This window comes from Martinezella rhizogenes (assembly GCF_027460065.1).
Classification (GTDB): domain Bacteria; phylum Pseudomonadota; class Alphaproteobacteria; order Rhizobiales; family Rhizobiaceae; genus Agrobacterium; species Agrobacterium rhizogenes_C.
This window is the reverse complement of sequence record NZ_JAPYZZ010000001.1, coordinates 70,271-90,780: the sequence shown is the minus strand read 5'-3', so window position 1 is coordinate 90,780 and position 20,510 is coordinate 70,271. Positions and strand designations below refer to the sequence as shown.

General features: G+C 59.1%; 20 protein-coding genes. 16 read left to right on the top strand and 4 right to left on the bottom strand.

All coding sequences use genetic code 11. The annotated features are described in order from the left end of the window. Positions 1-356 precede the first annotated feature (356 nt). Both O8B93_RS00465 and O8B93_RS00460 read left to right on the top strand, forming a co-directional pair. A complete protein-coding gene (locus tag O8B93_RS00465) occupies positions 357-1,976 on the top strand; it encodes a response regulator (RefSeq protein WP_309568491.1) in 1,620 nt (539 codons plus the stop codon). Between the two features lie 86 nt (positions 1,977-2,062). Then, complete coding sequence (locus O8B93_RS00460) at positions 2,063-3,415, top strand: putative bifunctional diguanylate cyclase/phosphodiesterase (protein WP_080825850.1); 1,353 nt, start codon at positions 2,063-2,065, stop codon at positions 3,413-3,415. A 63-nt stretch (positions 3,416-3,478) separates the two neighbouring features. Here O8B93_RS00460 and O8B93_RS00455 read toward each other — a convergent pair whose 3' ends face one another. From O8B93_RS00455 to O8B93_RS00440, 4 genes are read right to left on the bottom strand one after another with little or no spacing between them, the layout of a single operon-like run. Next, positions 3,479-4,366, bottom strand: a complete 888-nt coding sequence (locus O8B93_RS00455) for an SMP-30/gluconolactonase/LRE family protein (RefSeq protein ID WP_269707888.1) — start codon at positions 4,364-4,366, stop codon at positions 3,479-3,481. Between the two features lie 4 nt (positions 4,367-4,370). Beyond that, positions 4,371-5,000, bottom strand: a complete 630-nt coding sequence (locus tag O8B93_RS00450; RefSeq protein WP_269707886.1) for a 2-dehydro-3-deoxy-6-phosphogalactonate aldolase — start codon at positions 4,998-5,000, stop codon at positions 4,371-4,373. A 15-nt stretch (positions 5,001-5,015) separates the two neighbouring features. Then, on the bottom strand, positions 5,016-5,930 hold the full coding sequence (locus O8B93_RS00445) for a 2-dehydro-3-deoxygalactonokinase (RefSeq protein WP_269707885.1): 915 nt from the start codon (positions 5,928-5,930) through the stop codon (positions 5,016-5,018). Continuing rightward, positions 5,930-6,694 (bottom strand): SDR family NAD(P)-dependent oxidoreductase, encoded by a 765-nt coding sequence (locus O8B93_RS00440; RefSeq protein ID WP_269707884.1) that lies wholly within the window; start codon positions 6,692-6,694, stop codon positions 5,930-5,932. The genes O8B93_RS00445 and O8B93_RS00440 overlap by 1 nt, the downstream gene beginning before the upstream one ends. 118 nt (positions 6,695-6,812) lie before the next feature. On the opposite strand from O8B93_RS00440, the gene O8B93_RS00435 reads away from it, so the two are divergent. The 14 genes from O8B93_RS00435 (at position 6,813) to O8B93_RS00370 (ending at position 20,480) form a co-directional block, all read left to right on the top strand. Continuing rightward, positions 6,813-7,652 (top strand): IclR family transcriptional regulator, encoded by an 840-nt coding sequence (locus tag O8B93_RS00435; protein WP_269707883.1) that lies wholly within the window; start codon positions 6,813-6,815, stop codon positions 7,650-7,652. A gap of 211 nt (positions 7,653-7,863) precedes the next feature. Continuing rightward, positions 7,864-8,604, top strand: a complete 741-nt coding sequence (locus O8B93_RS00430) for a helix-turn-helix transcriptional regulator (protein ID WP_269707882.1) — start codon at positions 7,864-7,866, stop codon at positions 8,602-8,604. A gap of 78 nt (positions 8,605-8,682) precedes the next feature. Further along, complete coding sequence (locus tag O8B93_RS00425) at positions 8,683-9,906, top strand: CmpA/NrtA family ABC transporter substrate-binding protein (protein WP_309568484.1); 1,224 nt, start codon at positions 8,683-8,685, stop codon at positions 9,904-9,906. Between the two features lie 117 nt (positions 9,907-10,023). Next, positions 10,024-11,175 carry an Mrp/NBP35 family ATP-binding protein gene (locus O8B93_RS00420; RefSeq protein WP_269707880.1) on the top strand — a complete coding sequence of 384 codons (1,152 nt, stop codon included), beginning with the start codon at positions 10,024-10,026 and terminating at the stop codon, positions 11,173-11,175. A 336-nt stretch (positions 11,176-11,511) separates the two neighbouring features. Continuing rightward, a complete protein-coding gene (locus tag O8B93_RS00415; protein ID WP_269707879.1) occupies positions 11,512-12,489 on the top strand; it encodes a magnesium transporter CorA family protein in 978 nt (325 codons plus the stop codon). A gap of 15 nt (positions 12,490-12,504) precedes the next feature. After that, positions 12,505-14,424: a potassium transporter Kup gene (locus O8B93_RS00410; RefSeq protein WP_269707878.1), complete on the top strand. Its 1,920-nt coding sequence runs from the start codon at positions 12,505-12,507 to the stop codon at positions 14,422-14,424. Positions 14,425-14,771: 347 nt separating this feature from the next. Next, positions 14,772-15,935, top strand: a complete 1,164-nt coding sequence (locus tag O8B93_RS00405) for a cell wall hydrolase (RefSeq protein WP_269707877.1) — start codon at positions 14,772-14,774, stop codon at positions 15,933-15,935. A 270-nt stretch (positions 15,936-16,205) separates the two neighbouring features. Beyond that, on the top strand, positions 16,206-16,571 hold the full coding sequence (locus tag O8B93_RS00400; protein WP_269707876.1) for an AtpZ/AtpI family protein: 366 nt from the start codon (positions 16,206-16,208) through the stop codon (positions 16,569-16,571). A gap of 64 nt (positions 16,572-16,635) precedes the next feature. Beyond that, positions 16,636-17,385 (top strand): F0F1 ATP synthase subunit A, encoded by a 750-nt coding sequence (locus O8B93_RS00395; protein WP_269342220.1) that lies wholly within the window; start codon positions 16,636-16,638, stop codon positions 17,383-17,385. Positions 17,386-17,458: 73 nt separating this feature from the next. Then, positions 17,459-17,686 (top strand): F0F1 ATP synthase subunit C, encoded by a 228-nt coding sequence (locus O8B93_RS00390; protein ID WP_003494147.1) that lies wholly within the window; start codon positions 17,459-17,461, stop codon positions 17,684-17,686. 79 nt (positions 17,687-17,765) lie between these two features. Next, a complete protein-coding gene (locus tag O8B93_RS00385) occupies positions 17,766-18,407 on the top strand; it encodes a F0F1 ATP synthase subunit B (RefSeq protein ID WP_269707875.1) in 642 nt (213 codons plus the stop codon). 1 nt (position 18,408) lies between these two features. Then, positions 18,409-18,894, top strand: a complete 486-nt coding sequence (locus tag O8B93_RS00380; RefSeq protein ID WP_004440269.1) for a F0F1 ATP synthase subunit B — start codon at positions 18,409-18,411, stop codon at positions 18,892-18,894. A 280-nt stretch (positions 18,895-19,174) separates the two neighbouring features. Next, the gene (locus O8B93_RS00375; RefSeq protein ID WP_269707874.1) at positions 19,175-19,636 is read left to right on the top strand and encodes a pyridoxamine 5'-phosphate oxidase family protein; all 462 of its coding nucleotides are present in this window, start codon (positions 19,175-19,177) and stop codon (positions 19,634-19,636) included. 181 nt (positions 19,637-19,817) lie between these two features. Next, complete coding sequence (locus O8B93_RS00370) at positions 19,818-20,480, top strand: GAD-like domain-containing protein (protein WP_269707873.1); 663 nt, start codon at positions 19,818-19,820, stop codon at positions 20,478-20,480. Positions 20,481-20,510 lie beyond the last annotated feature (30 nt).

Below are 20,510 nucleotides of genomic sequence, written 5' to 3'. Positions count from 1 at the left end.
GCGGACATTTGCACATGTTTTGCGGGTTTCCGGGCATTTGATCATTTCGCTCAAGAGGGGGTTAAGCGTTAATCCGCCTTTAATCGGCCACGAATATGGTGGGGCGGCTTGAAATGACCGCAGAAACGAGGCCCCCTTTGCCGGGTGGTGTGTGACGTCGACTATGGGTGAGCGTCATCTTCTCCTCAAGACTGCTTCAAGTGGCGAACCCTGATGTCTCTTTTTCGGAATTTGTCGTTTCATCCCGGCATTTGCCCTGGACGATTCCAATAGAAACATAAGCCTGATCCAGAAAAACAGGTGGGAGTTTGCAGTTGAGTGATTTGGCGTCCTCTGGCGCGGGCGTTCATACGGTGATGCTTGATGCCCTTTGCGACGCGCTTGGCGCGGCGATCGTCGTTTACGACCGGAACGATCACATTATTTTCGCAAGCCGGAAACTCCTGAGCTTTTTTCCGCTGGAAGAGGCCGTCGCCAGTCCGGGCGCGCGCCTGCGCGACTATCTGAGCGCGCTTTACGATTGTTATCTGCTGGAGACGGAAAGTCTCTCCACCAATGCCCGCCAGCTCGGGCGGGAAGAATGGATCGGCGAGCGGCTGGCGCTGCACTGGAAGGAACGGTCGGAAAAGACCGAGCGGCTGAAGGGAGAGCGCTTCCTGCGCTTTGTCATGAACCGGCTGCCGTCCGGTCTCGGCATTAGCGTGGTTGCCGATATTTCCGAACAGAAGAAACGGGAAGAGCAGTGGCGCCTCGACCTGGAGCGTGTGCAGCTCATCGAGGACATTCTCGACAATCTGCCGTTTCCGGTCCTCGTCAAGGATCGAAACCTCGCTTATGCGGCCGTCAACAAAGCCGCCTGCACCATGGTTGAAACCAGCGCCGAAAGCATTCTCGGCCGCACCGTTTTTGATCTGCATTCGCGCAAGGTCGCCCGCCGGATCGATGCCGCGGACCGCGTGGTGCTGGATAGCGGCACGCCGAGCATCATTCCGGAAAGGGTGAGACGCCTCAACGGCGAAGAGGTACTAACGATCACCCGCAAGCAGCGTGTGGGCAGGCCCGGCCGCTATTTTCTGGTAACAACGATGGAGGACGTGACCGCTCTCGCCACCATCGATGCGAACGGCATGCCTGTCATCCCTTCGCTGGAACATGTTCCCTTCGTTGCCTCCACCTATGGCAAGGACGAGGAAACGGACAGCCGCAGCGGGCTTTTGAAGAGCAAGGCGGTGCTGATCGTCTCCGAAAACACACGCTTTGCGGAGGCCGCAGGCCGGCGGCTGACTGCCGGCGGCATGGACCATGCGGCGGTGACGAGCGAGGACGAACAGCGCGCCTTCATCGATGTCGCTGCCTCCGCCGGCGTGAGCATCGATGTTGTTGTTGTCGACGCCCAGATGAGCGTCGCATGCCTCGATATTGCCGCTGCGCATGACCTGCCTGTCGTCACCATCGAGGAAGATGAGATCGATGCATCGCTCATGCATTATCTCGCTGTCGGGCTGAAATCATCACCGAAGGAGAAAGCCGAGGACGAGGACTGGGAGATCATGACCGACGACCTGCCGGAAATGCTCAGAACCGGCAGCGTCTGCGACATTCTTCTCGTTGAGGACAACAGGGTCAACCAGATCGTCTTTTCGCAAATCCTCGAGGGGCTGGGACTTTCCTGGCGGCTTGCCACCTCGGGCGAGGAGGCCTTGCGCCTTTTTGTCGAACAGTCGCCATCCGTCGTCCTTCTTGATACCACGCTCGGTGATATCGACGGTTTCGAGGTTGCGCAACGCATGCGCGATCTGGCCGGCGACAAACATATTCCCATCGTCGGTGTCATCACCCATGCCTTCGAGGGCGATCTCGACAAATGCCTGGCGCACGGCATGGACGACATGCTGCTGAAACCCGTAAGTCCTGACATGGTCGAGGCGGTTTTCCTGCGGCTTATCGGCAAGGATGTCCTGCGGCTGCAGGCCTGAAATTTCCATTGCCGGGAGGCTATGGCTTTTTTAATACTTGCCCTGCATTGTGAGCGCGGTCGACACAGGATTCACGAGATGCAGGAATGAAACGGGCAGAGCCGCAATCGTTGCAGGTCAGCCAGAACGAGCTGCAGGCGATGGCCTACAGTGATCCGCTGACGGGGCTCGGCAACCGCTACCGTCTGCGAGACAAGATTCGCATGCTTGCCAGTGAACGATCCAGCGATCCGGCGCCCTTTACGGTCGGCATTGCCAATATCGACGGTTTCAAACCCATCAACGATCTTTTCGGCGTCCAGGCGGGCGACGAAATCCTGTGCCAGGTGGCGCACCGGCTGAAGGCCTGCATTCCCGATGGCGCCATCGTGACGCGCCATGACGGTGACGAATTCGCCTTCGTGCTGCCGCTGGTTTTCGAGCGCACCGGCGCGGAGCGCATTGGCAACATGATCAAGGACGTGCTGTCGGCCCCTTACGATCTCGGCGATCGCAACGTCCGCCTGTCCTCCTCTTTCGGTTTTGCCATTTATCCCTTCGCGGGCGATGAATACGAGGATCTGCTGAAAAGCGCCGAGACCGCGCTCTACCGCTCGAAGCGACGCGGCCGGGGCCAGATCACCGTCTATTCGCGGGAAATCGCGCAGGAGATGAAGCGCGCCACGCAGCTGGAACAGGCGCTTAGAAACGCCATCATCACCGATGCGATCGACGTGCATTTCCAGCCGATCGTCCGGCTGGAGGAGGCGAAGGTCATCGGTTTCGAGGCGCTCGCCCGCTGGAACGATCCCGATCTCGGTTTCGTGTCGCCGGCGGTCTTCGTGCCGCTTGCCGAAGAGCGCGGTTTCATCGATGCGCTGTCGGAAGCCCTGCTGCGCAAAGCGGCGGAAGCGGCCCTGTTTTGGCCACGTGAGCTTTTCCTGTCCTTCAACCTGTCTTCCGCGCAATTGATGGACCCGAGCACATCGGACAATATTCTCTCCATTCTCTCGCGTGTCGGGCTTGATCCGCATCGGCTGGAGCTGGAGATCACCGAAACGGCGGTCATGACATCCGCCGATACCGCGCAGCGCATCATCAGCGAATTGCAGAGTGCAGGCGTCCGCATCTCGCTCGACGATTTCGGCACCGGCCAGTCGAGCCTTGGCCGCCTGCGCGATTTCACCTTCGACAAGGTGAAGATCGACCGCGCCTTCGTCTCCCGCATCAGCAGCGACCGCCCCTCCGAACACATCATCAAGGCCATCGTCGCCATGTGCGAGGGACTTGATCTCGAGGTCGTGGCCGAGGGGATCGAGGAGCGGGTGGAGGAGGAAAAGCTGCGCGCGCTTGGTTGTGCCATGGGGCAGGGCTATTTCTACGGCCGCCCCGCCGACGCCGCCGCGACCCAGCGTTACCTGCACGAGAATTATCGCGAGATATTGTCGGATATTTCCTGAGACATTCCGGGTTCAGTGACATTCGCGGACCGGCCGCGAATGTCCAGGGGAGCCTTCCGCGCCTCAGAGCCTGTAAAGCGGCTCGAACCGGCCTTTGACCTCGATACCGAGTTCGAACGTCAGACCATGCTGCGGATTTGCGGCAATGGCGTCGTCATCGAGATGTTCGCGGGCGGAGGTGACAAGCAGGCGCGAAGCGTCGGGGCCGATGAAGGCCGGGCAGGTTGTCTGTTTGCCGGGCACCTCGTATCGGGCGATGTGATTGCCATCCGTATCGTAACGATCGACCGCACCTTCACCCCAACGGGCGTTCCAGATATGCCCTTCGGCATCGCAGACCGATCCGTCCACGCCGCCCTTGATGCCGGTGGAATCGATGAAGACGTCAGCCTTGCCGGTCGGAACGCCGGTCTCAGCATCAAGCGGCACCCGCATCAGCCTGTTCACCTTGGTATCGACATAATATCCCGTTGCGCCGTCGGGGGAGAAGCAGATCGAATTCGGAATGCTGATATCCGCGAAAAGCTTCGTCACCGTGCCCTTGGCAATATGATAGATGCTGCCGGCGCCGGTCTCTGCCTTGCGGCCCATGGTGCCGATCCACAGCGCGCCGGATGGGTGCATGCGCCCGTCATTGGAGCGGTTGCCGGGCAGGTCGCTTTCCAGCTCCGCATGCAATGTCAGCACGCCGGTGGCGGTGTCGCGCAGGAAAAGCCCATCATCGGAGGCGATCAGCTGCTTGCTGTCGCTGATCTTGGCGAGTGCGCTGCCCATGAAGGGCAGGGCGTGCACGGTCTTACGGCCGGAGGCAAGATGCAGCTCATGCAACTCGCGCTCGAGAATATTGAACCACCAGGCGGTGCCGCTGACCGGGTCGAAGGTTGGGCCTTCGCCAAGCAGCATTGGCGTTTCGTCCAGAACACGTCCTGCAAAGGGAAAAACGGTTGCCAAGCTCTTATCCTCCGATGGCTGCATCATAGGCCGTAAGTGTGACGATGGCGCGTTCACGCACCTCCGCCGCTGTCATGCCGGGCTTGTAAAGGCTGGTCCCAAGACCGAAAGCCAGAATGCCGGCCGAGGTATAGTCGGAAAAATTCTTGTCCGAGACACCGCCGACTGCGGCGATGATCAGGTCTTTCGGCAGGATCGTCCTGATGGCATTGATGCCGGCCGGGCCGATGATGCTGGCGGGAAAGAACTTCAGCCCGGTTGCTCCGGCCTTTGCGGCCACCAGCGCTTCGGTGGGGGTGAGAACACCCGGCATCGTTACCATGCCTTTTTCCCGCGCGGCAGTAATGACCTCGGCATCGGCATTCGGGCTCACCATCAGCTTTCCGCCCGCCGCATCCAGCGATGCCACGTCTTCCACGCTGAGCACGGTGCCGGCGCCGATCAGGCAATCGGCCGGCGCCATCCTAGCGGCGATCTCGATCGAGCGGAACGGATCGGGCGAGTTGAGCGGAATTTCGATGGCGCGAAAGCCGGTCTCGATCAGCGCGCCGACGACGCCTTCGGTTTCCTCGGGTTTCAGGCCGCGCAGAATGGCGATCAGCGGATATTTGATGGAAGGGAAGGGAATACGCATGGTCGATCTTTCTTCTTATGGCCAGATGGCATTTGCAGCGGCCAGCAATCCGCGCCGCACGGCTTCGTCTGCATCAATGACCGTATAGTGGATATCAAGGGCGGTGAAGGCACCTTGATAAAGCGCGCCGAGTGCGCCGGAGCCGATCAGCACCACCGGCGTCTCGCGCTTTGCCTGCGAATGAGCGCCAGCGATTTCCAGCCCGATCATGATGCCGGAAAGCCTTGCCTTGGCATCGGTCGCGGTCAACCCGTGCAGCAATTGGCCGGATCGCAGGGTGAACAGGCGATTGGTGGCAAGCTCGGGATGGGCGTAGATATTACGAACGGCCGCCGTGAAAGCCTCATGCGCGCCGGTGAAGGCTTCGGCCTCTGCCACCGCGTGCGAAAGAATTGTCTGTTTGGAGATGGCTTCGAAGAGTTCGCCGGTCATGAAGGTGGCGAAGTGGGTCACGCCGCCATCCTTGACTGTCACCCATTTGGAATGGGTGCCGGGCATGCAGACGAGTTTTTCTCCACTATCTCCTGAAGAAAGAGCACCGAGCAATTGCGTTTCTTCACCACGCATCACGTCGGGCGCTTCTTTGTCCCGCTGCGCGAGACCCGGCAGGATGCGCACGTCCCGTGCCTGACCCGGCACCCGAACGGCACCTTTCAGAACTGCTGAAAGCGGGGCCGGCACATCGATATAACCCGCCTCGACCCAGCCCTGCCGCGCACCCGCCATGCCGCAGACGAGAACCGGCAAATCTGACGGCGCGCCGATGGCGTCGAGATGCGCTTGCAACACGTCGGCAAAACCTGTCCGCATGGCGGTCGTCATGCCTTCCGCGCTGCGCCGTTCGGCAAGCACCGCGCCCGATCGGCTGAGAAGCCAGAGCCGGAAACTGGTCGTGCCCCAGTCAACGGCGATAAAAGCGGGTTCGGACATTATAAAAGGCCTCCGTCTACGATAATGGATTGCGCCGTGATGGCGCTCGATGCCGATGATGCGAGAAACAGGCACGGCCCGGAAAGATCGGCAGCGACGAGCGTCCGCTTCAGGCACTGCCGCGCCGTGGTGGCCGTGATGCCCTCATCCGTCAGCCAAAGTTCCTTCTGCCGCTCCGTCACGATCATGCCCGGCAGGAGCGTATTGACGCGGATATTCTCCGGCCCCAGCCTGCCGGCAAGGCTCTTTGTGAGGCCGATAATGCCGGCTTTTGCCGCTGCATAGGAAGGCAACTCGCCCATGTTCAGCAGAAACGAGATCGACGAAAAATTGACGATCGACGCGTTCTTCGCCTGTCGCAGATGGGGAAGGGCCGCCTGAACCGTGAAGAACATCTGCTTGAGATTGACTGCCTGATTGGCGTCCCAATAGGCTTCGGTGACGCTGTCTACGTCGTGACGATCATCCCATGCGGCATTGTTGACCAGCACCTTGATACCGCCGGTGGCGGAGGCAGCCATATCCACCGTGCGCTTGATGGCTTGGATATCCCTGAGATCGGCCCTGAAATAATGGACCGGGTGAGGCACCGTCGCCGCAAGCCGTTCCACAAGCGCTACGCTCGGCTCTTCGGCGATGTCGATGAACGAAACCCTCGCCCCCTGCATCGCGAAGGCTTCGACCAGCGATGCCCCGATGCCCGAACCGCCGCCCGTGACGAGCACGCCCGCATCCTTGAGGTCTGGAAATTGGGCTTGCATCATCGGCTTTATCTCGTCCACGGAAAGCTTGATTGTTCCATTATTTGGAACTAGATTTTACTAAATGGAATTATTCTCTTGGCGTTACGCTTATGTCAAGGCAGATGACGGTGGATGTGCGATGCCCAACGATAAAAAAGCCAATGGCGGAAAGCACGATGCGGTTCCGGTCTCGCAACAGAAAACCGAAAATACCACAGGTACGCTCGGCAAGGTCGTCTCGCTGCTGGAACTGATCGCCTTTGCTGAAAAGCCGATGCGTTTTACCGATGTCGTCGAGGCCTGTGGCCAGCCGCGCGGCACGGTTCACCGCCAGCTCGCCCATCTCGTTGCCGAAGGCCTGGTGGATCATACGGCGGATCAGACCTATGCGGTTGGGCTGAGGCTCCTGCAACTGGCGGCGAAAGCCTGGAGCGGCAATGATCTGCGCAGCGTCGCGGCCCCCCATCTTTCGGCGTTGCAGGAAGCGACGCAGGAATCCGTGCATCTCGCCGTTCTGAACGGCGGGCAGGTCACCTACCTCGACAAGATGGAAGGCCGCCATACATTGCGCATGCATTCGCAGGTCGGCAAAACCTCGCCGGCCTATTGCACGGGGGTGGGCAAGGCGGCACTGTCGCTGCTGCCCGCCGATGAGCTGGCGGAACTGGCTGCAGGAATGGAGTTTCACCGTTTCACGGAGGCGACGCTGATAACGCCGGAAGCCCTCATGGCCGATATCGCCGCCATCAGCGACAATGGTTATGGTTTTGACCTACAGGAACACGAGATCGGAATTCATTGCGTCGCCGCGCCGGTCCGGGCGCCGGGCCGCAATTTTCTGGCGGCGATCTCGGTCACCGGCCCCGCCTACCGGGTGGATGCGGAGCAGCTGCGCAACTGGGGGCCTCTGGTGCGCGAAACGGCGGATAAAATCTCTGCGGAACTCGCCTGCAGATTATCCCCGGTTGCGGATGATTGAGAGAAAACGGCGCGCACCTGTCGGATTTTCCCCGCCAAACCGGCTGGCAGGACACCCATACATGTGCGTTAGACATTATTTTCGACTATTCGGAATTAAACTTTCAACTTTTGTTTGCAGGAATCGATTTGCTGAGTAACATCCCCCACAATTTCCGGGCAGGGGCTGGGCCTTTGCGGCGGCATTTTCTCATTCTCGAAGAACAGCTTTGATGCAGAAAACAGAAACGGCCGCCGTTCAGTCGATTGGTGTGGATTGCGTTCGCGAGATCGCCGGTCTCAACACGCAGTTCGATATATTCCGCTTCCTGAAACGGCTGACGGAGGCCTGGGAGTTCCGCGCCTTCATGGTGCTTGACCTGTCGTCGGAACTGGCGAGCGAGTTGTCGCAATATACTGTTATCACCAGCTGGCCGGCCGAGCTTTTGCAGCGTTATGATGAAGAGGGCATGCTGCAAAACAGCAGGGTGATGGCGCAGCTGAAAAAATCGACCATACCCTTTTCCGTTTCCATGGATTTTCTGGTCGACGGCGAGGCGCATATCGCCAAAAAAACGGTGATCGGTCTGTTTGAGCGCTTCGAGATGATCAATTCAGTCTGGTTTCCCGTTCATGACGTCACCATGAGGCGGGGCGCCATATCCTTTTCCGGCAATAAAACGGTTCTGCCTGCCAACCGGCTTGCCGAACTTTTGTACATTTCCAGCCATGTCTTTGCCCGGCTATCTGAAATCCGCCGCCTGGACCTCAGGGTTCCCGAAACCTTGAGTGAGCGGGAGATCGACTGTCTGAACTGGACCGCCGCCGGCAAGACGAGTGCCGAAATCGCCGAGATCATGATGTTGTCGGAACATACCATCAATCACTACCTGAATCGCGCGACCAAAAAACTCGACACGGTCAACCGCACCCAGGCTGTCGCGAAAGCGCTGCGCGTCGGCCTGATAAAATAGCGAAACCGTAATTTTATCATTGTGATAAACCGCTTCCTGGGCGATCCTTCTTTCGAATCACCGGAAAGGAGAAATCGTTTGCCGGAACGGCATAAGGTTAAAGCGGGATTTTCTCCGACTATCGATTGCGCCGTGTTGATAGCCGCCGCCGAAAAAGGTTTTGCTGCCGATGAAGGCATAGAACTGGAACTTTTCCGAAAGCAGTCGGCACGCGCCGTTCTTGCCGCACTTGGCGGGGATGACATTCACATAGGGCATCTGCCCGCGCCGGTTCCGGTCGGCTCCTCTGTCGGCCTCGATGATCTGCCAGCCGATATTGTCGGCGTTTTCACGCTTTCCCTCGGCGGATCGGCAACGACGGTTTCCCATGGATTTTACGACGAGCTTTACCGCGAAGGGATGAAGCTGCCGGATCCGGCGGCCTTCGGGCGGGCCATGGCTCGTGTCTGCGCCGCGCGGCGCGCAGCGGGCAAAAATCCGCCGGTCTTTGCGGTGGAGGATATTGTCTCCACGCCCTTTTATACCCTGCGTTATCTGCTCGGAAGCTGCGGCGTGCTGCTCGGCCGGGACATGGAAATCGTCGAGGCCCTGCCGAAGGCAATGCCGGCCCTTCTGGAAAGCGGCAAGGTCGACGCACTCTGTACCGCCGAACCGGCCGGCAGCGCCGTGGTGCTCGGCGGCGCCGGGCGGATCGTCACCACCGGGGCGCTGATCTGGCATAATGCGCCGGAAAAGATACTGGCCGTGAAGAAAGGCTGGGCGGAGGAAAATGCCACCCTGCTGGAAGGGCTGCTGCGGGCGCTGTACCGTGCCGGCGAATGGTGTGCGAACGACGCCAACATCGAGGAGCTGGCGGGCATTCTCGCCGCCCCTCAATATATCGATGAAAACGGCGAATTCCTGCTGCCGGCGCTGACGGGCTATATTTCCACCTCGCAACGGGACATGCAGCGTTTTCAGGAATTCTTCGTGACGAGCGCCAAGGCGGCCAATTTTCCATGGCAGAGCCAGGCCCTGTGGTTCTTCAGCCAGATGTTGCGCTGGGGTGAGGTTCCCGCCGAGCGACGGCCGGAACCGGCGATGGTGGAGGCGGCGCGCAATGCCTATCGGCCGGATATTTTCCGCAAGGCCATGAAACCGCTTTTCGTGCCCGTGCCGGGTGCCAATCTGAAGCTCGAAGGCACGCTGAAGGAGCCGGTGCATGTTGGTGCCTCGCGCACGGGCCTCGTCCTTGGCCCCGACCGGTTTTTCGACGGCCGTGTCTTCGACCCGGAAACGCTCGATATGGATGACGAAATCTGAAACCGCAGCGTTAAATCGTCGCGAGTGCCTGCCGCCTGCGCTTTGGCATTGGCGAAGCGCTCCGGCTTGTCTATGGATGGCACGCAATACCCTGGGATGATGTAGCGGAGGAAGAACATGGCAGAGGTCAGCAGGAACCAGGTCGAAAAGGCGCTGGAAACGGTGATCTATCCCGGCAGCGGCAAGAACATCGTCGCACTCGGCATGGTCTCGGAAATCTTCATCGCCGACGCGAAGGCCTATTTCTCCATCACCGTTCCGGCCGACAAGGCCTCCGAAATGGAACCACTACGGCTTGCGGCCGAACGGGCGGCCAAAAGTGTGGACGGCATTGCCGGCGCGGTCGTCGCACTGACGGCCGATCGCAAGCCCGGCCAGCAGCAGCCGGCACCCGCGCGTCCCGCCGCTGCAACCGGCCGGCCCGCCGCCGCGCCCGGTCGGCCGACACCGCAGCCGGGCTCGTCTAAAGTGGGCGTACCGGGTGTCCGCGCCATCATCGCCGTAGCCTCGGGCAAGGGTGGCGTCGGCAAATCGACGACCGCAGTCAATCTTGCGCTTGGTTTGCAGGCGCTCGGCCTCAAGGTCGGCATGCTCGATGCGGATATTTACGGCCCCTCGCTGCCGCGACTCTTAAAAATCTCCGGTCGTCCGAAGCAGCAGGAAGACCGCATCATCCTACCCATGGAGAATTACGGGCTGAAGGTGATGTCGATGGGCTTTCTGGTGGATGAGGAAGCCGCGATGATCTGGCGCGGGCCGATGGTGCAATCCGCTCTGATGCAGATGCTGCGCGAAGTGGCCTGGGGTGAACTCGACGTGCTGGTGCTCGACATGCCGCCCGGCACGGGCGACGCGCAGCTCACAATCGCCCAGCAGGTGCCGCTTGCCGGCGCGGTCATCGTCTCCACGCCGCAGGATCTGGCACTGCTCGATGCGCGCAAGGGTATTACCATGTTCCGCAAGGTGGAGGTGCCGCTGCTCGGCGTCATCGAGAATATGAGCTATTTCATCGCGCCGGATACGGGTGCGCGCTACGATATTTTCGGCCATGGCGGGGCGAAGGCGGAAGCGGAGAGGATCGGCGTGCCGTTCCTCGGTGAAGTGCCGCTCACCATCTCCATCCGCGAAATGTCGGATGCCGGAACCCCGGTCGTGGTTGCCGAGCCGGATGGCCCGCAGGCCGCGATCTACCGCGATATCGCGGAAAAGGTCTGGGCGCGGATGGGTGCGGACGAGAGAAAAGCCGCACCGAAGATCGTTTTCGAATAGTGCGGTTTCCCGCCGGCGCAAATGGACATGCGCCGGTGCGCTTTGAATAATCCTTTTAAAACAGAAGATTAATTGCCAGTATCGAGCATGTTTTCGGGATTTGAACTCCAGAGATGCTTCGCCTGCAATGCTGTCGCGAAAAAATATGGCTTGATTGCATCTCGCTTTGGGCGCATACGCCTGCGCCGTTTGGCTCTTGGTCCATCGGGCTGGCGCGATTGTGATATCCCGTCTGGTTCGTTGTTCCCTGAAGTGTCGTCCAAAGGTTTGCCGACCGCAAACAGGATATGTTAAGCAGCATTGCGGCGAGCCTGCGATGTGGAGCGGAGAAACGGATTGATAAATGCCTATCGCGCCAATTGCGAGGCGATCAGCCTGTCGGCACACGACGGCTCCGGATCGATTCCCGACGACATCGTCTGGATCGATCTCGTCAATCCGGACAGAGCCGAAGAGCAGCGTGTTGAAAACCTGCTGGGCGTGGAACTGCCAACGCGCGAAGACCTCAAGGATATCGAGCCTTCCAGCCGCCTCTATATGGAAGACGGCAATGTCTTCATGACCGCTTCTCTGGTGTGGAAGGCGGATTCGGACGATCCGCGCCTCACCGATGTCGCCTTCATTCTGATTGGCAAGCGTCTGGTGACGATCCGTTACGCCGAGCCGAAATCATTCCATCTTTTCATCGCCGCCATCACCCGCGCGCCGCACGAGATGCGCAGCGGCACGGCGCTGCTGTTGAAACTGCTGGAAACCATCGTTGACCGCACCGCGGAAATTCTCGAAAATTCGGTCACCGGCATCGACAATCTCGCCGCCGACATTCTCGGCAGCCAGGCGCGCAGCAAGCGCAAGGCACCCCGTTATCTCGAAGATCGCCTGACCAACATCGCCGCCTATCACCGGCTGATCTCGAAGCTCCGCGTCAGCCTCGCATCGCTGGCGCGGCTGCAGACCTTCCTGTCCACCAGCGACCAGGCGCGCGAGGACAAGGGGGCAAAGGAACAGGGCAAGTCTATCGGGCGCGATATCCAGTCGCTGAACGAACATGCCTCCTTCGTTTCCGGCAACCTGACCTTCCTGCTCGATGCCTCGCTCGGCATCATCAACATCGAGCAGAACGGCATCATCAAGATTTTCTCGATCGCTTCGGTGGTCTTTCTACCGCCCACGCTCGTGGCTTCGATTTACGGAATGAACTTTCAGCTCATGCCGGAGTTGAACTGGACATTTGGTTATCCAATTGCGCTGGTCGTCATGCTGATGTCGGCAATCATCCCGTTTCTCTTTTTTCGTTGGAAGGGCTGGCTCTGAAGAGCCAGGATCATCATGTCTCAAATCGTCGACAAGGACGTTGCCGAGAAACCGGATGCCGATGACTCGCACAAGAACAAGGGGCTTTACGCTGCCATCCTTGGTTCGATCGGCGTCGTTTACGGTGATATCGGCACCAGCCCGCTTTATGCCTTCCGCGAAGCCCTGAAGCCGATCGCCTATGATGGCGTGACGCGGGAGGAGGTCGTTGGCCTGACATCCCTGATGATCTGGTCGCTGACGATCATCGTGACCTTCAAATATATCACGCTCCTGCTGCGTGCGGACAATGACGGCGAGGGTGGTACGCTGTCGCTGCTGGCGCTGCTGATGAAGACGGCGGGCACGCATCGCGGCGTTCTCATCGTGCTCGGTCTCATCGGCGCCGCCCTGTTCCTGGGTGATGCGATGATCACGCCGGCGCTATCGGTGCTTTCGGCGGTGGAAGGTCTGAAACTCGTCACACCTGCCATGGACGACTTCATCATTCCGATATCCGTCTGCATCCTCATCGGCCTCTTCGCCATCCAGTCGCATGGCACGGGAACGGTTGCGAAGTTCTTCGGACCGATCACAGCGGTCTGGTTCCTCGTCATGGGGCTTGCCGGTCTCATCCATATCGCAGACGATTTCGGCATTCTCTTCGCCTTCAATCCCTGGCATGCGGTGGAGTTTCTGGCCAATGAAGGCTTTTACGGCGTCGTCGTGCTCGGTGCGGTCTTCCTGACGATAACAGGTGCTGAAGCGCTTTATGCCGATCTTGGCCATTTCGGTCGCCGTCCCATCCAGTGGGCATGGTTCTGTCTGGTTTTCCCGGCCTTGACGCTGAACTATCTCGGGCAGGGCGCGCTGGTGCTGAAAGACCCGGCGGCCATGTCCAATCCGTTCTACCTGATGTTCCCGCAATGGGCGATCCTGCCGGCCGTCATTCTGGCCACCGCCGCCACCATCATCGCCAGCCAGGCAGTGATAACGGGCGCGTTTTCGCTGGTGCGCCAGGCGATCCATCTTGGTTACCTGCCGCGTATGGAAATCCTCTTCACCTCAGAAACCAATACCGGGCAGATCTACCTGCCGGCGGTCAACACCATCCTTTTGTTCGGCGTCGTCGCACTGGTGCTCACCTTCAAGAGTTCGGATGCGCTGGCCACCGCCTACGGTATTTCGGTTACCGGCGCGATGGTCGTCACCAGCCTGATGTTCTTCGAATTCGTGCGCAAACGCTGGCAGTGGTCGGTCTGGCTGGCAATTGCTGTGCTGGCGCCGCTGCTGCTGCTGGAGCTGATCTTCCTCGGTGCAAATCTGCTCAAGATCCATGACGGCGGTTACGTGCCGGTGCTGCTGGCAATTGCCTTCACCGTCATCATGACCACCTGGCAGCGCGGATCGAGAATCCTTTTCGCCAAGACCCGCCGCGGCGATGTGCCGTTGAAGGCCTTCGTCGCTTCGGTGGAAAAGGAAAGCGCCCATGCGCCGGTGCGCGTGCCGGGCACCGCGATCTTCCTGACTGGCGATCCGGAGGCAGCACCGGCGGCATTGCTGCACAATCTCAAGCATAACCATGTGCTGCACGACAAGAACGTCATCCTGACGATCCGTACCGAGGACCAGCCGCGCGTTCACCCCGAAGATCGTTATACACTGACGAAGCTGAGTGATCGTTTTGCCGTGGTCGAGCTGCATTTCGGCTTCATGGAAACCCAGAACGTTACCCAGGCGCTGGGCTATCTGCGACGCACCGGCTACAAGTTCGACATCATGTCGACTTCTTTCTATCTCGGCCGCCGCAAGCTGGTGCCGGATCCGAAATCCGGCATGCCGGGCTGGCAGAACCGTCTGTTCATCGCGCTTGCCGAAACCGCCGCCGATCCCTCGGACTATTTCCGCCTGCCGGCCAACCGCGTGGTGGAACTCGGTTCTCACGTCGTCGTCTGACAGAGCCTTTCGGCGGCGCTGGGGCTCCTGTTTCTCCGTCATGCCGGCCTTGAGCTGGTATCCAGCCAGCCCAAGTCCTTGGGCTGAAGGGAGTCTTCTCGCCGCGCAGACGCGCGTCGGCTCGACGCCTGAATAACGGATGTGGAAATGCCCAGTCGGACAATTATAGCTGGCACATGCAAGCTCGATACACCGCCACGCCCATTAGAATATCATCACACATTAACGTGAAGCCGCATCCGCGCGCGGCGTTAACCAAGCATCAAGGTTAATAAGAGATTCTCGAACACCTGTAGCAAATATGGTTGTCGGTGTTCGGAGTGCTGGTTTTGCGTTCGAAAAGTGTAATGCGTCGTCGGTCCTCCGCGTCCCGTGAGGCATGGACCTCCAGATGGACCTCGCCCGTCGTCTTCGGCCTTGCCGCCTGGCTTGTCTTTCCTTCTCTTGCCGCCCGTGCGGATCTGGCCTCGCTTCTGGCGGGGCTGGACAATGGCGGTGAGCAATGGCGCATGGTGCTGACCGCCTCTCCGGCCGGTTCGGTGCACAATGCCGCGCTCACCTTCAACGATGCGGCAGGCGATGCGGCGCTGCATGGCGGCGGCATGACCCTGCCCAATGGCAGCAAGGTCGCTTTCGTCACCAACAAGAAGGGTGAGGCAACGACACCGGATAGCGAACGCGTCAACCGCGCCGCCAAGAAAGGCCGCATCGTCGCAACCGAAATCATGCAGCCACCCAAGGCCTTCACTGCCGGCTCCGTGCTGCAGCGGACCTCGATGCTGGATATCGAGCCGCTGAAGCGCAAGGACCGCACGGCCTTCGTCAAGCCGAAGCGCGGCAAGGACGTCGAACTCGCCTCCTTCTATTTCCGCCGCGACGAAAAGAAGGCGGACAAGAGCGTCTCGCCGATGCTGGCGGAACTCGTCACCAACCGTACCCCGGATATTCTCGCCACGGCTTACGCGCCGGCTGCGCCCGATTTCGCCCGTGAATCGCCTTTCGACGCCATCCTCAAAAAGCCGGAGGCCGGTCGTTTCGTGCCGCAGATCAGCGCGGACGATCATGCATGGGCGGCCACCCCGCTGCCGGCCGAAGTCTTCTCCGCAGCCGAGCAGCAATGCCTCGCCTCCGGCATCTATTTCGAGGCGCGCGGAGAATCGGTCAAAGGTCAGGCGGCCGTTGCCCAGGTCATCCTCAACCGCGTGCGCAACCCCGCTTATCCGAAAACCATCTGTGGCGTGGTCTATCAGAACAAGGACTGGCGTAACCGTTGCCAGTTTTCCTTCGCCTGCGACAATATAAAGGACCGGGTGAATTCCGAGCGCCATTGGAAGATGGCCCGTGAAGTGGCCATGGCCACCACAGCCGGCAAGATCTGGCTGACGGAAGTCGGCTCCGCGACTCATTATCATGCCGTCTATGTTCGCCCCGCCTGGGGAAAATCCATGAAGAAGGTCGGCCGGATCGGCCTGCACGTATTTTACCGCACCTATGGTGGCGGCTGGAGCTGATACCACCGCCAATTTGTCGCATTTTGCGTGTCAAAAATGCCGATTCCCTCGCGAAACATCGCCGCCAAACCGTGATTTGGCATTAAGATGTTGTTATAAAACGATAAATTTGTGTCGAAACAAGCTGCGCCAGTGCCTTGACTAGCGAAGCCCCTAAAACTATGTTGCGCGCGACTTCAGAGCGGGCTGGAACAGGCTTAATCCGTCACCGTTTACAACTCCAAAGGGTTCTGGCATGGCTGGAACGGAGAAAATGGGTGGGATTCTAAGATGACTGGCAACCGTGACGATAGTCTGGACGAGCGTCGCAAGCGCCTTGCCGAAGAACTGGCAAAGGTGAAGGCGGAGGATGAGGCGGAAGTGAGGGCGGAGACCAACGCTGCGGAAAGCCGGAAGGGCTTTGCGATGGCGGTTAAGCTCTCATCGGAGTTCATTTCGGCCATCGTGGTCGGCGCTATGCTGGGTTATCTTCTGGACTATTTTGCCGGCACGACGCCGTGGGGGATGATCGTTCTTCTTCTTCTCGGTTTCTGCGCAGGCGTATTGAATGTGTTGCGCTCCACGGGCGCGGTGGCAAAGCCGCCGCTGCTTGAGAAGGCGGACAAGCGAGACGAGGGTGGAAAAGGCGGTGTTTAAGCTGTTTTTTCTGGCAGTTGATGTGGTGCCGCGGCATGCGGCGACAAGTTAAAGAGGGCAGCCGGTGTCAAACGATCCGACCCATCAGTTCCTGGTGCAGCCGATCATTCCGATCGAAATTGGCGGCGTCGATTTTTCCTTCACCAATGCGTCGCTTTTCATGGTCGCGACCGTGGCTGCCGCTTCCGGTTTCCTTTATTTCGCAACGTCGAACCGCGGTCTGATCCCGACCCGCATGCAGTCCGTTGCAGAAATGTCCTATGAATTCATCGCCTCCATGCTGCGCGAAGGTGCCGGCAAGAAGGGCATGGTTTTCTTCCCATTCGTCTTCTCGCTGTTCATGTTCGTGCTGACGGCAAACCTTCTTGGCATGTTCCCGTATTTCTTCACGGTCACCAGCCAGATCATCGTCACTTTCGCGCTTGCCTGCCTCGTCATCGGCACGGTCATTGTTTACGGTTTTTACAAGCACGGCCTGCACTTCTTCGGCATCTTCGCCCCCTCGGGCGTGCCCAAGGCGCTTTTGCCGCTTGTCGCGTCAATTGAAATGATCTCGTTCCTGTCGCGCCCGATCAGCCTTTCGGTTCGTCTTTTTGCGAACATGCTGGCCGGCCACATCACGCTCAAGGTTTTCGCAGGCTTCGTCGCCTCCATGGGTGCGCTCGGCGCACTCGGCGTCGGCGGCGCTGTCCTGCCTCTCATCATGACGGTCGCAATGACCGCTCTCGAATTTCTCGTTGCCTTCCTGCAGGCTTATGTGTTCGCGGTACTGACTTGCATGTACCTGAACGACGCCGTGCATGGTGGTCACTGAGAAGTAAAGTCGCTGGCCCCGGCAACGGGCGCCAAAAAACAGCCGCAACAACCTATATCTCAAGGAGTCTCACATGGAAGCGGAAGCAGCAAAGTACATCGGCGCAGGTCTCGCATGCCTCGGCATGGCTGGTACGTCCCTCGCACTCGGCCGTATCTTCGGTGATTACCTCTCCGGCGCACTGCGCAACCCCTCTGCTGCCGACAGCCAGTTCGGCCGTCTGGTATTCGGCTTCGCCGTTACGGAAGCTCTGGGCATCTTCTCGCTGCTCGTAGCTCTCCTTCTCCTGTTCGCTGTCTGATAACGGCATCAGGTCTGGATCACGGCCCGCGAATGGCGTGCCGTGATCCTTCGCATTTGCAGTCCCCCTGGAGGTGAGCATGTTCGTGACCGAGGCTTATGCCCAGTCAGCACCGACCGTAGGTGAAACGCATACGGAAACTCCGGCTGTCGGTCAGCCGCAACCGGAAGCCACGCACACGGAAACCGGTGTAGCGCACGGCGCCGAACACGGTGCTTCCGGCGTTTTCCCGCCGTTCGACCAGTCTACTTATGCATCGCAGGTCCTGTGGCTGGCGATCACGTTCGGCCTTTTCTATCTGCTGATGCAGAAGGTCATCGTTCCGCGCGTCGGCGGCATTCTCGAAAACCGTCACGGACGCATCGCACAGGATCTCGACGAAGCGGCACGGCTGAAAGCCGAGGCTGACGCAGCCGTCGAAACCTATGAAAAAGAACTCGCGGCAGCCCGCGCCAAGGCAAGCTCGATCGGCGCCTCAGCACGCGACGCCGCCAAAGCGAAGGCCGATGCCGACCGCGCCGCGATCGAAGCCGGTCTTGCTGAGAAGCTCACCGCCGCCGAAAAGCGTATTGCCGGCATCAGGGATCAGGCATTCGCCGATGTCGGCGCCATTGCCGAGGAAACCGCGACCGCGATCGTCGACCAGCTGGTTGGCGCCAAGGTCAAGGATACCGACGTCAAGGCCGCCATCGCCGCCGCTTCTGCCGTGAAGGGAGCCTGACATGGCATTTGATGCATCATTTTTCGCCCTCGTCGGTCTTGTCCTTTTCTTTGTCCTGATTGCCTATCTCAAGGTTCCGGGCATGCTCTCCAAGTCTCTGGACGAGCGCGCACAGAACATTCAGGACGAGCTGGCTGAAGCCAAGCGTCTGCGCGAAGAGGCCCAGCACCTGCTGGCCGAATATCAGCGCAAGCGCAAGGAAGCTGAAGCGGAAGCCGCCGGCATCGTTGCCGCCGCCGAACGCGAAGCCGCAGCACTCACCGAAGAAGCCAAGCAGAAGACGGAAGAATTCGTCGCCCGCCGCACGGCTCTTTCGGAACAGAAGATCAAGCAGGCCGAAGAAGACGCCATCGGCGCCGTCCGCGCCGCCGCCGTCGACATCGCCATCGCCGCTTCCGAGAAGCTGCTGGCCGAAAAGACCACGGCTGCCGCAAAGGCCAAGCTTTTCACCGCCACGATCGGCGAAGTGAAGTCTAAGCTGAACTGAGATTTACATCAGACCTTCCGTGGTCTTGTAATCTGAAACCCCTCCAGTCCGCTGTGAGGGGTTTTTTCTTTCTGCCTGTAGGGCGCCTTCGCCTTTGAACAAGCGCCTTATGGCTCTCTTCCACTTCCGACAAGTATCTCTCCACCGCCAATGACGGTTGCAACATATTGAGGTTCAGCGATAGCTTCGCCGGAAGGTTGGTGTATCGGGTGGCGGAAGCGATTGATTGAATTGCAAAAGATCGGCTCGCGTCGGCGCTGGATTAAAAGGGAGGAACATTATGAAGATCAACGACGCGATCAGAGCCGATATGGAAAACTCGGTACTCTGCTGGCTGGCGACTGTCGATGATGACGGCACTCCCAGTGTGACACCGAAGGAGATATTCACCAGCCACGGCGAAGAACATATTGTCATCGCTGACATTGCTTCGTCGCATAGCGTCCGCAACGCGATAGCCCGCCCAAAAGTCTGTGTCAGCTTCGTTGATGTATTTCGGCAGAAGGGGTTCCAACTTACCGGCAATGCCAGAATATTGGCACCCGGCGACGCCGATTTTCAGGCGTTTGGTGCCGATCTCCTGCGTATGGCGGGCAAGGATTTTCCGATACGGAATATTATTGCGGTTGAGATCGAAAGCGTATCCCGCATATGGGCACCGAGCTACAAGCTGTTTCCCGAACGCAGCGAGAACGAGAGAATGCAGAGCGCTTATGAGACCTATGGGGTTCGGCCTGTCTAGGCGCCTTGGTATCAACATGGCCACACTCAGGCGGGGTTGGGAGATGAATGTCCTGCGCTCCAACATCTGATTTGTGCCAGTTGCGGTGATCATCTCCTTAGGAGCATATTCTTCTTGAGGTGCAGTGCGTAGTTGAATCCCCAACTTATCAAAAAGACGTAAGTCCCAGATCGGAGGCACAGTGGAAAATTACAAGGTAAGGCTTGCGTCGATTGTTGAGGATTTTGGTGCTCCAGAGGGCGGGGAAGTAGTGGACGTGGAGCGCTACCGAGGAAAGGTACCGGAGGCAGTCATTGATTTCTGGGAGCAGAATGGCACTGGGACCATCATGGATGGCTACTTCCAGTTCTGCAATCCCTCCACATACGCTCCAATCATGAGGCTTATTTTCGACAGCGACCAGGAGATCAGGCCTGAACAGACGCATGTGTTGGGCTTCGGCGCATTCGGAACAATAGTTGCCTGGAATGAAGTTCATCAAAATTTGTCTGTTGATCTCGTGAATGGCAAAGTTTCGTGCCAAGCCCTTGTCAGCGGGAAGACCTTTGATCCCAATATCGCTGTGACGAGCGATTTGATGCTTCTCGATGATCCTACGTTCGACGAATACGATGCCGACGCCAAAAAGCTATTCGAACGTGCGAAAGGGAAACTGGGCACGATCGACGTGGGAAAGATTTATGGGTTCAGACCGATCCTCGCATTTGGCGGTAATCGCGATTTGGCCAATCTGGCTATCCATGAAGCAGTTCCGCATATGGCTATCCTTGCGCAGGCACAGGAGATGCAACTGATGGACAACGCACCCTTCCCGCCACAGCCTTTGCGTACGGTCAATCAATAAACTGGGCCAAGCCGCAGCTTCGGCCCAATA

Coding starts and splice junctions, on each gene's coding strand:
- O8B93_RS00405 (WP_269707877.1), top strand. CDS start 14,772: ATGCGTCGTCGGTCCTCCGCGTCCCGTGAGGCATGGACCTCCAGATGG.
- O8B93_RS00385 (WP_269707875.1), top strand. CDS start 17,766: ATGTTCGTGACCGAGGCTTATGCCCAGTCAGCACCGACCGTAGGTGAA.
- O8B93_RS00465 (WP_309568491.1), top strand. CDS start 357: ATGCTTGATGCCCTTTGCGACGCGCTTGGCGCGGCGATCGTCGTTTAC.
- O8B93_RS00375 (WP_269707874.1), top strand. CDS start 19,175: ATGAAGATCAACGACGCGATCAGAGCCGATATGGAAAACTCGGTACTC.
- O8B93_RS00440 (WP_269707884.1), bottom strand. CDS start 6,694: ATGATGCAAGCCCAATTTCCAGACCTCAAGGATGCGGGCGTGCTCGTC.
- O8B93_RS00460 (WP_080825850.1), top strand. CDS start 2,063: ATGAAACGGGCAGAGCCGCAATCGTTGCAGGTCAGCCAGAACGAGCTG.
- O8B93_RS00430 (WP_269707882.1), top strand. CDS start 7,864: ATGCAGAAAACAGAAACGGCCGCCGTTCAGTCGATTGGTGTGGATTGC.
- O8B93_RS00450 (WP_269707886.1), bottom strand. CDS start 5,000: ATGCGTATTCCCTTCCCTTCCATCAAATATCCGCTGATCGCCATTCTG.
- O8B93_RS00420 (WP_269707880.1), top strand. CDS start 10,024: ATGGCAGAGGTCAGCAGGAACCAGGTCGAAAAGGCGCTGGAAACGGTG.
- O8B93_RS00410 (WP_269707878.1), top strand. CDS start 12,505: ATGTCTCAAATCGTCGACAAGGACGTTGCCGAGAAACCGGATGCCGAT.
- O8B93_RS00380 (WP_004440269.1), top strand. CDS start 18,409: ATGGCATTTGATGCATCATTTTTCGCCCTCGTCGGTCTTGTCCTTTTC.
- O8B93_RS00445 (WP_269707885.1), bottom strand. CDS start 5,930: ATGTCCGAACCCGCTTTTATCGCCGTTGACTGGGGCACGACCAGTTTC.
- O8B93_RS00435 (WP_269707883.1), top strand. CDS start 6,813: ATGCCCAACGATAAAAAAGCCAATGGCGGAAAGCACGATGCGGTTCCG.
- O8B93_RS00390 (WP_003494147.1), top strand. CDS start 17,459: ATGGAAGCGGAAGCAGCAAAGTACATCGGCGCAGGTCTCGCATGCCTC.
- O8B93_RS00400 (WP_269707876.1), top strand. CDS start 16,206: ATGACTGGCAACCGTGACGATAGTCTGGACGAGCGTCGCAAGCGCCTT.